Annotated in this window: 9 protein-coding genes; 4 read left to right on the forward strand and 5 right to left on the reverse strand. The window is 56.7% G+C overall.

Features of this window, described 5'->3' with window-relative positions:
* The 3 genes from ACESLM_RS29515 to ACESLM_RS29525 all read left to right on the forward strand — a co-directional run.
* The coding region (locus tag ACESLM_RS29515) for a helix-turn-helix transcriptional regulator (protein WP_372638075.1) at nt 1-228 on the forward strand (228 nt) is incomplete at its 5' end.
* Nucleotides 229-357: 129 nt separating this feature from the next.
* The gene (locus ACESLM_RS29520) at nt 358-1,485 is read left to right on the forward strand and encodes a transglutaminase domain-containing protein (RefSeq protein WP_372638079.1); all 1,128 of its coding nucleotides are present in this window, start codon (nt 358-360) and stop codon (nt 1,483-1,485) included.
* A gap of 1,138 nt (nt 1,486-2,623) precedes the next feature.
* Nucleotides 2,624-3,547 carry a transposase gene (locus tag ACESLM_RS29525; RefSeq protein ID WP_372638082.1) on the forward strand — a complete coding sequence of 308 codons (924 nt, stop codon included), beginning with the start codon at nt 2,624-2,626 and terminating at the stop codon, nt 3,545-3,547.
* 525 nt (nt 3,548-4,072) lie between these two features.
* Here the strand turns inward: ACESLM_RS29525 and ku are convergent.
* The 4 genes from ku to ACESLM_RS29545 form a co-directional block, all read right to left on the reverse strand.
* Nucleotides 4,073-4,909 carry a non-homologous end joining protein Ku gene (gene ku, locus ACESLM_RS29530; RefSeq protein ID WP_372638085.1) on the reverse strand — a complete coding sequence of 279 codons (837 nt, stop codon included), beginning with the start codon at nt 4,907-4,909 and terminating at the stop codon, nt 4,073-4,075.
* A 67-nt stretch (nt 4,910-4,976) separates the two neighbouring features.
* Entirely contained in the window at nt 4,977-6,395 is a 1,419-nt protein-coding gene (locus ACESLM_RS29535) for a sialate O-acetylesterase (protein ID WP_372638087.1), read from the reverse strand.
* Nucleotides 6,396-6,402: 7 nt separating this feature from the next.
* Entirely contained in the window at nt 6,403-7,356 is a 954-nt protein-coding gene (locus tag ACESLM_RS29540; RefSeq protein WP_372638090.1) for an ROK family protein, read from the reverse strand.
* Between the two features lie 27 nt (nt 7,357-7,383).
* On the reverse strand, nt 7,384-9,123 hold the full coding sequence (locus tag ACESLM_RS29545; protein WP_372638093.1) for a class I mannose-6-phosphate isomerase: 1,740 nt from the start codon (nt 9,121-9,123) through the stop codon (nt 7,384-7,386).
* Nucleotides 9,124-9,307: 184 nt separating this feature from the next.
* Between ACESLM_RS29545 and ACESLM_RS29550 the strand changes: the two genes are divergently transcribed.
* On the forward strand, nt 9,308-10,207 hold the full coding sequence (locus tag ACESLM_RS29550) for an AraC family transcriptional regulator (protein ID WP_372638096.1): 900 nt from the start codon (nt 9,308-9,310) through the stop codon (nt 10,205-10,207).
* A gap of 68 nt (nt 10,208-10,275) precedes the next feature.
* Here the strand turns inward: ACESLM_RS29550 and ACESLM_RS29555 are convergent.
* On the reverse strand, nt 10,276-10,686 hold a 411-nt coding region (locus tag ACESLM_RS29555), incomplete at its 5' end, for a glycosyl hydrolase-related protein (protein WP_372638099.1).

Genomic DNA, 10,686 nt, shown 5'->3' on the forward strand with positions numbered 1-10,686 from the left:
TATCACCTGTCCAAGGAATTCAAATGCTACACCGGCTTCTCCCCGAACGAATACTTGATCCATACGAGGATCACCCGAGCCAAGGAGCTGCTTCGCTTCACCGACATGCCCGTGGCGGAGATCGCTTTGTCCGTCGGCGTGGACAACGTCAGCCACTTTATCAATTTATTCCGCGACCGGGAGACGATGACCCCGCTCGCATACCGCAAAACCTGGAGACAATCATAAATCGTCCGCCTCCGGAATAAGGATGTACGGCTTAACGAACGGTATGCTATATTACGAATATAACCGTCCGGGAAAATACGGCCGCCCTCGCGCGCTGCCCCGCGGTACGAGAGAGAGGACACGACGAATATGAACGACAAACTCAAAGCTTTGGTCTCTTCCTCGCTCTTGTTGGGCATTCTGCTGTTGACGGCGGGCTGCAGCTCGCTCCAGATCGTTCACGCCGCGGACGGCGCAACGCCCCAGGCGCGGATGCAGCAAGATCTCGTAACCGCTATCGGCCAGCGGAAGAGCTCAATCCAATTGAAATTCGTCGGCAGCAAAAACGCCACGCTCAAGCAAGAAATCAAAGACGTCCTCGAAGCCGCCATCCGTTCCGACGACTACTTGCACTATATCGTGAAGACCTACAAATATAAGGCGGCGATCAAAGGGAATTCCGCGACGATCGACTTCAGCTTTACTTATTGGGAGTCGCTGGCGCAGACCGCCGAAGTGCGCAGACAGGTTGCGTCCATTATCAAAAGAATCGTAACCCCCGGCATGAACGATCATCAGAAGGTCAAAACCGTTCACGACTGGGTCGTCGCGAATTTGGCCTACGACACCCGCCTTGTCTCCCACTCCGCCTTCGACGGGTTAATCGACGGATCGACGGTATGCCAAGGTTACGCCTTGCTTACGTACGAAATGATGAAGCAGGCGGGGGTGCCCGTGCGGATTGCGGAAGGGACTTCGAGAGGAAGAGCCCATACGTGGAATCTCGTGCGGATCGACGGAAAGTGGTACCATCTCGACACGACCTGGAACGATCCCGTGCCGGACGCCGTCGGTAAAGTGCAATACGGGTACTACAATCTGACCGATGCCCAAATCCGGGTCGATCACAAATGGTCCGCCTCGGACGGATATCCCGCCGCCTCGACCGATTACGGTCAAGTCGTCTCCGATCTCGCCAAGAAAGGCGGGAGCAAAGCGGGCTTCTACCGTCAGCTGCACGGCTTGATGGGTTACGCTTATTTGGAAGACGAGTATACCGCTTCCAACGTCTCCGAGCTGACGGAACAAATCCGCGCTGCCGCCGACAACGGCGAATCCGCGCTCGTCGTCCGTTACACGAAAGGGGCTACCGTGACTTCGGACCTCAAAAAAGCCTTCAACGCCCAGTCTGGAGCCTCCCGCATCAGCTACACGCTCGAAGACTACACCCGGACTCCGGCCAACGACAAGCTTCTCCGCATTACGCTTCACCGCTAACCTGTGCCGTTTAAAACGCCAAAGCCCCGACCATGCATCTACATGGCCGAGGCTAGCGTTGCGGTAAGCTATTCATTTGTACTCGTCCTAACCTCCGATACATGCACTGCATGCGCTTCAGAATAATGTTGCCCGAACATGCTTGGCATGTAACCATTCACGTTCTTCTTGCTTATGTGTCGCTTAAATCCCTTGCTTTCGGATACCCGCATGCCGGGAGGTATGCTGGCACGCTTCGCCTTTCGCTACGTCATCGGATGATTCTCCCTTCTTCCCGTCGTGTATATTGTCAGTTCAGGCGAGCGAGATTTGGGGGTGAGCCGGACCGTCTTAAGAGTTGCTGCAAGACGCCGTTTGGTCACCTGAAATTCGCCTGAAGCAGGACAATCTGCCTTGTCGTAGCTCCTTGCTAACTCGTTTGCTTGCTGGTTTGTTGCTGTCTTTATTATAGCCTATCTTTACAACAAGTTAAATATTCAGATAATTCAGTTTTATTGGAAAATGGGAGGAATTCCTGAACTTTGCTTCCGTATGGTCGCTCTTTCTCTATTGTTCGTGGTTTTTCGACGCCCCCTTTCCGCTCCCGCTTATACGCCAACGTCCTCCTTCCTCTCTCGGCTGCCTTTCCCTCCCACTCGGCTGCTTATGCTCACTATCCCTTTGGCTCAGAATCCGTTAAGATTCGGCGCCCCTCTTTCCCTCCTTTTTTCTCCTACGGCCACTATCCCCTCGACTCAGTTCCTATGTCCTGCGCGTCCCGTTCCCTCTCACTTTTCACCCTAATTACCGTCTTTTCCACCCCAAATACGTCTTTCCATCCTCACTACCTTCTTTTGCCTCCATTACCGTCTTTTTTGCTTCGCCTCCATTACCGTCTTTTTCGCCTTCATTACTGTCTTTTTCACCCTTATGGCCATTATCCCTTTCCCTCAGAAATCGCTCGAATTTCCGGATTCCGTTCGCTTCCCGATCCTATAATCGAAATGCGATCAACCCACTTCCATTTCACGAATTTTTTTTATATAAAATATTGTAAAAAATCCAAATATGAATTATAATAGGAACATACGTTCTTAATGAAATGACTTCTCTTCCTGACGATAACGTTTAATCGCCAATGAAAACGGTGGTGGTTCCCATGCCTAACGAAATGACGTTCGAACAATTTCGCACTCGCTACGCCACAGAAGCCGTATGCGCCGAGGCTTTGTTTCACGCGCGTTGGCCTGACGGGTTCAATTGTCCCAGCTGCGGGCACCGAGAATGCTACGAACTCCGCACCCGCAGATTGCCCTTATATGAATGCCGCGCCTGCCGCCGCCAAACTTCATTGATCGTCGGCACGATCATGGAGGGCAGCCGGACGCCACTGACGCTTTGGTTTCAGGCTCTGTTTCTCCATGCCCGTCCGCAAGGAATCAGCGCATCCCGCCTGGCTTCCGTTATCGGTACCACTTACAAGACCGCATGGCTGATCTGTCACAAGATTCGTCATGCCATGTCCGCCTGCGATTCCCAAGAGCTGCTTTCCGGACTGGTAAAGGTCAATTATGGAAAATACGGTCGTCCCTACAATCCAACGGTTTACCGCCATCCTCAGAAGCAGCCTCTGATTTTGGGCGGAACGGTCTGCGCGGAGATTGGAATCACCTATCTCAAGATCAAGCAGGTTCCCGACGACCATCTCATTCAAGATCGAATTACCTCTCGGGGTAGTCACGACTTCGTCCAAAAACATATCGATTCCGCGAAAGCCGACGTCACCGTCGTCATTCAGGAATTCAGCATTCACAGATACAGACCGCTTCTTGAGATTGCTTCGAATGCTTCCAACTGGATCAACTGGACATTTAGCGGAATTGGACCCAAGCATCTCCAATCCTATCTGGATCAATACTGCTTCGGTTATAATCAGCTTCAACGAAAGACCGATTCTTTTCAAATACTGTTGACCCATAGCGCCGCAACTCCCACGTTGACTTATCCTGATTTGATCCAACGCGAAGATCAATCTGCCCAACGCAAAATTGCGTACGAGAAACTGCTGCGCGAAGCCTGCTAATTCCGCTTCCGTACCACCCGTCCAAACAAAAAACGCCTTCGGCGTCCTCTTGACGCAGAATAGCGTTATTGTCGAAAATGCTCCGAAAATTACAGCGAATTTTATACGTTCTAAATCATTCAAAAACCGTCCGTCCCTTTCTCCGCCTGCATTTCTCTTTTCTGCGCCGCATTTATCCGTGTCCATTCGCTTTCCTGAGCCACGTCTCTTTGTTTCCAATTCTCATTCCTGGGTCACGTCTCTTGGCTTCCAATCGACTTTCCTGAATCGCATTTCTCTGTTTCCATTTCGCTTCCTGAGCCACGTTTCTCTGTTTCATTCCGCTTTCCCTGAGCCACGTTTCTCTGTTTCCATCCACTTTCCCTGAGCCACGTTTCCCGGCATACATTCGCATTCCCGGATCACATTTTCCCCATTCCAATCTGCTTTCCTGAGTCGCGGGGATAATGGCCATAAGCGCGAAAATCCGATGCGTTTCGGGAGGGGGAGGCTCGGCAACCGAAAATCCGATGTGAATCGGAAGGGTCAGTGAGGGAGAGCGTCGTCCCCCGAAGAAGCGAAAGAGTCGCCGCCGCTTTTAGCCATTTCCAGGCTGGCGGTCAGGTTGGACAACAGATCCCCGAGATGGGTTTCACGCCGCAATGGCGGCTCTTCCTGAATCCGTCGCTGAGGAGAGAGCTTTGTCATTTTATTTTCGAGCAGAGCCCGCAGCGCCTCATCATGTCTGTTCGGGTACTTCGCGCCGACGAACGGGGAAGTCATGGCCTCAATCAACCGGGAGAAAACGAACAGATGATCCTCCGAAATATGAGCGAGCAGGCGATTGCCGGCGTTGGCGATTCTCTCCATCGGCCGAACCTCGTCTTCATAGAGCATCGTAGAGAGGACAAGTCCCTCCGCCGTCGGCCATAAAGCGGCGAGACTCTGCGCGGATCTGAGTGTAACGTAGCCGATCCCGACTTTTCTGCCCCGAAGCATACCGGCGTGAAGCAGCCTGAACGTTTCTTCTCCAAGCTCGTCGGTTCCTACGTAGTAATGCTTCTTCAAGCGGATGCGGTCAATGTCGGATTCGTCGGCGAATTGTTCGATGAATACCGTTTTGGAAACCGCAGGCGCAATCCCGCTTAGTTCCTCCTCGGTCAGTTCTACGTAATTGCCCCCGCCCAGATCGTACGCCTTGCGTACGTCCTCCGGCTCGACTTTCGCATCGCAGGCCCTGCAATACTTTAGGTGAGACAGAGCGCCGCCGCAGGCCGCATGAGTCGTCTTGAGCGCAATCTCCTTGTCTTCGGTCGCCGCGTACAGCTTGATAGGGATCTGGACTTTGGCGATTTGGATCGTGCCTTTCCACATGGCATGCATTTCCGATTCCTCCCGTTATCGCAATCTATCAACAGGATTGCCCAAACGGTAGAATCGGATACCCGCCTCACTCCGCCCGCAGGCCATAGAAAGCCAGCATAGGCAGCCGCGACTCGTCGTCGATCGGAACGTAGTAGGCGGGATTGGTTTCGTAGGCGCCGTGAACGAACGTCTCTCCCGACGGTTCTCTCGATAATGCGAGGACGATCTCGGCCTCTCCGCTTACGCGCCATTCGGCCACTTCAATCCGGCCGCGTTCGTCTTCCGCCGTGAAAACCTCCTCCTTCGTGTGTGCGAGCAGCCGCCCGGAGACATCCGAGAAGCGAATAACGATTTCGAACGCGCCTGTTTCCCCGCTCTGGCGAATAGAAGCGGCCGAGGCGCGAGGAGCACGGTAACGCTCGTAGCCGCGTCTTTCGTAAACTCCGCCAAGAGCTGTGGCAGCTAAGCGTTCCCCGATGAGGCGGTTGCCGTCGGGGCCGTTGTGAATGTTGTCGCACACCCCGCAATCCAGCGAAGGAACGACGTATACGCCGGGCAGCCTTTCCGCCGCCTCCTTCTGGGCTTCTCTCACGCGCCCCCAGCAGCGATCCAGTTCGTCTCCGGTTTCCCAGCCGATCAAGCGGTTCAGTTGGACGGTAAGAACGGGCAAGCTGTCGTCCGCGAAATCTTCCCTCAAATGACGCACGAACGCTCCGAACCGCTCCAGATAGGTCGCGGATTCGTCGGTCTCCGGCATGTTTGCGTCCGAACATCCCTGATACCAGAGCAGGCCCTTCAGCCGACCGCCGGCGGCAGCCGCAATCTCGAGCTTGTTCCGGTACAGCTCGCCCTGCTCCTCCGGGTTCCAACTGCGCAGGTGCGATCCTCCGAGCGCGGCCGGAATGAGGCCGATCGGATAGCCGAGCTCAGCCTTCAGCCGCTTCCCGAACAAGAGAAACGGCGAATGCCCGGGATTCGACCACTCCCGGTTGGGAGCGAACAACGTGTCGGTCGGATCGTTCAACGGGTGGCTGGCCATGTCCCATTGACCGTTCAATCGCAGCATATGGACGCCCGGCTCCGGCCGGTCGTCGCAAGGCCCTTTCCCGTATCCGGCCGCGTTGCTCTGCCCGGCGATGATCCAAAGATCTCCGACGCCGAGATGATGGATCATGTCGCCGCGCATCGGCCACTCCATCGCCGGATCGTCTTGCCGGACGCGAAGGCAGGTCTCGACCCGATACAGTCCTCCTGCTGGAACGCGCAGCGACGCCGTCCATCTCCGCCCTTCTTCCATTACGCCAGGCGTCCAAGTCAGCACGAGTCGTCCGTCGTCCTCTCGAACGACTCGTGCATACACTTGGGCTCGCGCCATATCATAGTCTCCTTCCGCATGCCAGATTCCGCGCAGCGTCAGTTCTGCATATCCATCCGCTTCTTGCTGCAAAATCGTCCACGAAGAGGGACCCTCCGTCAAATAGGAGCCGTTCGCCCGCTTTTCCAATCTCGCGTCACCCTTTCCGATGAGGATCGTTCGAATCCGCCAAATGCGACAAACCGAGCAGTACCGACGTCTCCGGGTCCTTCGCCACGGCGAACCTCGGCGCTCCCCACGGCGTCCAGGCGGACGCCAACGTTCTTTCGATGACGCGAGGCAGCACCCGGTCGGCGGATTTCATCAGCCCTCCGCTGAGCACGACGACTTCGGGATCGTAAGCATGGATCAGGTTGACGATGCCCGCGCTCCAGTGCTCAAGCAAGCTGTCCACCAGTCTGCGCGCCCAGTCTTCTCCTTGCTCGCCGGCCGCGATCACTTCCTCATATCCCAGCGCTCCCGGACGATTCGCCAGCGGACTGTCGGAGAAGCCGGGCATTCGGCTCGCCCGGATGCCGAGCGCCCAGTGGCTGGCCTGGGCTTCCATGCATCCGACGTTACCGCAGGCGCATTTCTCGCCGTGAATGTCCGTCGCCAGATGCCCGCCGAGAATGCCAGCTTGGTAATGCCTGCCCCGAACGATCGCTCCGTTCATGATGGCGGCCGTTCCGATGCCGGTGCCGAACATCATCAGCACCGAATCCTTCGTACCGCGCGCCACGCCGTATGCCGCTTCGCCGAGCAAGGCGGCGCGCGCATCGTTCTCCATGACGAACGGCAGAGCGAAGGCGTTCTCCACCCACCGGCGGAAATCGAAGCCGATCCCGTCCGGGTATTTATCGTTAATCGACAGAAGCGCTCGATTGTCCGCGTCCACGATGCCGGGCAGAGCCAATCCGACGCCCCGGCACGCCGGGAGAGACAAGCCGTTCTCCCGCAGCAGCTCTTCGACGGTCTGCTCGACCTCCGGAAGGCGCGCGGCCAGCCCCTGCTCCGAATAGGCCGGAATGCTCGCTTTGACTGTCACTCTTCCTTCGTCTATTAATCCGATTTTAATGTTCGTTCCGCCGAAGTCAATGGCGATGTTCATGCAGCATTCCCCCGCTTACCGCTCGATTCAGGTTCTCACGTAGGCTTTGATCGTCGCCAGTCGGGTTCCTTCGCTGCGGGCGGTCGGGCTGATCGTATACTCTCCGACCGCCGCGGGAATGACGAACGTCTCGGCGTAGCGGACGACGAAGGGTTCGAACGCGCCGTTCGGACTTTCGACGACCGCTTCTTCCCCTTCGACCAGGTTCAGCATCTGAACGCCGCCGTTCGTATGATGCGGCACTTTGCCCGTGAACCAGTGGCGCCGGGTCTCGATAAATTCCAGCTCGTGCAACCCTGTCCGTTCCTCCGTCCAGCCGTCTCCGTCCGCGACCCGCTCCGTTCGATCGATCAGATTGCTTTTTACCCATTCGGTCCTGCGATCCCACTGGATGTTGCGCTTGCCGTGCTCCAGATGCACCGGACGAGGCTTGCCGTCCAATCCCAGCCTGTCCCAGTCCCACAGCTTAAACGTGAAAATGTACGGCGTCGCGCTGATCTCGAGCACCATCGTGTCCGTGCAGGAGCAGTGGACGGTTCCGGCCGGAATCAGGAAGTGATCATGCTTGCGGGCAGCGAACTCGTTGACGTGGCGTTCGGCTGGGAAGGTGAAGCCGCCTTGCTGCGCCCGCTCCAGATCGGCGATCATGCTCTCGGGATCGACGTCTTCTTTTAACCCCAGATACACCGTTCCGCCTTCCTTGGCCTCCAAAATGTAATAGCTCTCGTCCTGCGTGTAGCTCATGCCGAAATGCTGCTTGATATAATCCGTCAGCGGATGCACCTGCAAGCTCAGGTTCTGTCCGCCGATCGTATCCAGGAAGTCGAATCGGATCGGAAACTCCGCTCCGAAGCGCGCGTATACCCGCTCTCCCAGCAGCGCCCTCGGTTCGAAGAACACGACGTTTAAGGAAGGCAGCTCGAGGCGCAGCTCGTCGTACTGGAAATAAAGGCTGTTTTCTTCCGGTACGCCGTCGAAGCCCCATGCGTAAGGATTGTCACGCGGCTCGAGGCCGATGTTCTCCTCCAGCCAATGCCCGCCCCAGACGCCGGGGTCGAAGTACGGAACGAGGCGGAACGGCCTGCGCGCGGTTTCGCGGATGCCGGCGAACAGCGCCGCCCCCGTCACCATCCGGGGATCGTCCTTCCGGTTCGTATCGAGATAGTAATCCGCCCGGTCCAGCAGCGATCGTTTCAATTGATCCGCCGTCCGCCACTCGATGAAAAATCCCCGCTTGTATTTTCTGAGAATATCCTCGTCTTCGTTGCTTGCCCGCCAGTTGCCGAACTCCTTGCTGCGGTAACGCTGCTGGATCTCCCAGCGCGCAAGGTCGGCGTAGACGAGCACATCGCCTTCAGCGACAAGGGAAGCACCGAATCCGATGACGATCACGACTCCCTCTTCGATCTCCCGTACCCGGGCGGACATTGCGCTTAACTGCTCCGGGTCGTAAAATTCGTCTATCGTAAACTGCGCCAGGTAACCGAATACCCGGTCGTCCGTTAAGTAACGCTCCAGCTTGGCCTGCAGACGTTCGGCATCCAGAGCCGCATCCTCCGCCAGGAAAACCCCGGCTGGATTCAAACCGCGAAGGCCGTGGACGATCTCGTCGACGCGAACGGCCGGATAACACTCCACGACGATCACCGTTTTGTTCCGCTTGCCCGCCTCCTCGGCCAGCCTGGCGGCAATCGGACCGTAACCGGCCCATGCTTCCCGTCTCCATCCGTCGATCTTGACGATCGGTTCCTTATCGTACAATGCCACTCCGTCGTCCCCCTGTTCGTTCTTGTTCTCCTCTTCATCTTAGGCTGGAAGCGTTCTCGCGTCTTTTCAGAGAAGAGACGGCGTTTTATAAAAAATGGACAGAAACCGGCGGCGGAGATCAACGTCTTCCGTTGCTTTCGGATGCCTCCTTCGTTAAGATGAAGGTAACGGATGGTGTTCAACAATGGAATTCACGCAGCAGGATTTGAATCACTTCAATGCCGTACTTAACGACTACGCCGCGAATCTGAGCGGCTCGGAGCTCTCCTTCTACGTCCACTATTGGGGCGGCGAAAAGAAGCTCTACACGAACCACGTTCACAAACATTCCTTTTTCGAAATTTGTTATGTGATCGACGGAAACGGAGCCTATGAGGAAGGCACGCATCGGCTGCCGATCGGGCCGGGCACGCTGTTTATGTCGCGGCCTCATCTGAAGCATCAGATCGTCAGCGACGATGGCTTATACATCGTGTTCGTCGCTTTCGAACTCATTCCGGCGGAGTCCTCCAAAGAGGGGCTTAGAAGATTTCGGAATTTGGAGAAATCCCGCACCTTCTTCCTCCGAAACGCGGAGAACTGTCCCTCGGTGCTGATCTGGCTCGCCTTGCTGCAGCAGGTGGCCGCTTCGCGGCATTTTCTCGAGGAAGGCATTCTCGGGCTGGCCCGCGCTCTGATGACGTCTTTCGAAAGCGTATTCTCGGATCAGAAGGGACCGGCCAAAACCGCGCCCGTTCCCAATTCCTCGTCCACGCTGGTGCACCGGGCGAAGCTGTATATTCGCGACAATCTGGCCCAAGAGCTGACGCTCTCGACGGTCGCCGATTACTTGCACGTGTCTTCGCGCCATCTCTCCCGCTTATTCGGCGAAGAGCTGGGCCAGTCGTATTCCGCTTACGTCCGGAAAGAACGAATCCGGCAGGCCGTGTCGCTGCTCACGACGACAGACTGGTCGATCAAGCGGATAGCGGAGGAAACCGGCTTCGAGACGGTGCACTATTTCACGACCGTGTTCAAAGCTGAAATGGGCGAGCCTCCGGGGCAATTCCTCAAAAAGCTGAAGGAGCAGATGGAGATGTTCTGACCCAGGCATTCGTCGTACGATGCAAAAAACGGTTGGCGGGGATAAAAGACCCGGCCAACCGTTTTGGGTTATGTGGAAGCGGCGAAGGAGATTCGGACAGCGGAAAGCCCGCCGGCTTCCAGAACGCCGCGAATTTCTCCCCCCGTCGCCTCCAGCGCCTCCACGTTCTCTTCCAACACGTTCACGCGGAAAGCGCGAGCGATGGCTGCGCCCGGCACTCTGAGCGCGTATGGCGCGGCCTCACCGACCGATGCGCCCCGAATATGCTGCAGCCGGACGACGATGCCGTCTCCGTCGTCGGCGGCTTTGACGTAGGTCGCGGCAACGCCTTCGCCGGATACCTCCAACAAAGTTCCTTCCGCTGCCTCCGGGCAAACGTAAGCCGGAAACTGCTGAATCGGCAGCGAAGCTTCGAACCCGACGCGCGCCATCTCCTCCGGCCGGAATGGACCGGAGAACGGAAGGAGCCGGTACGTCAG

Source organism: Cohnella sp., assembly GCF_041641335.1.
Classification (GTDB): domain Bacteria; phylum Bacillota; class Bacilli; order Paenibacillales; family Paenibacillaceae; genus Cohnella.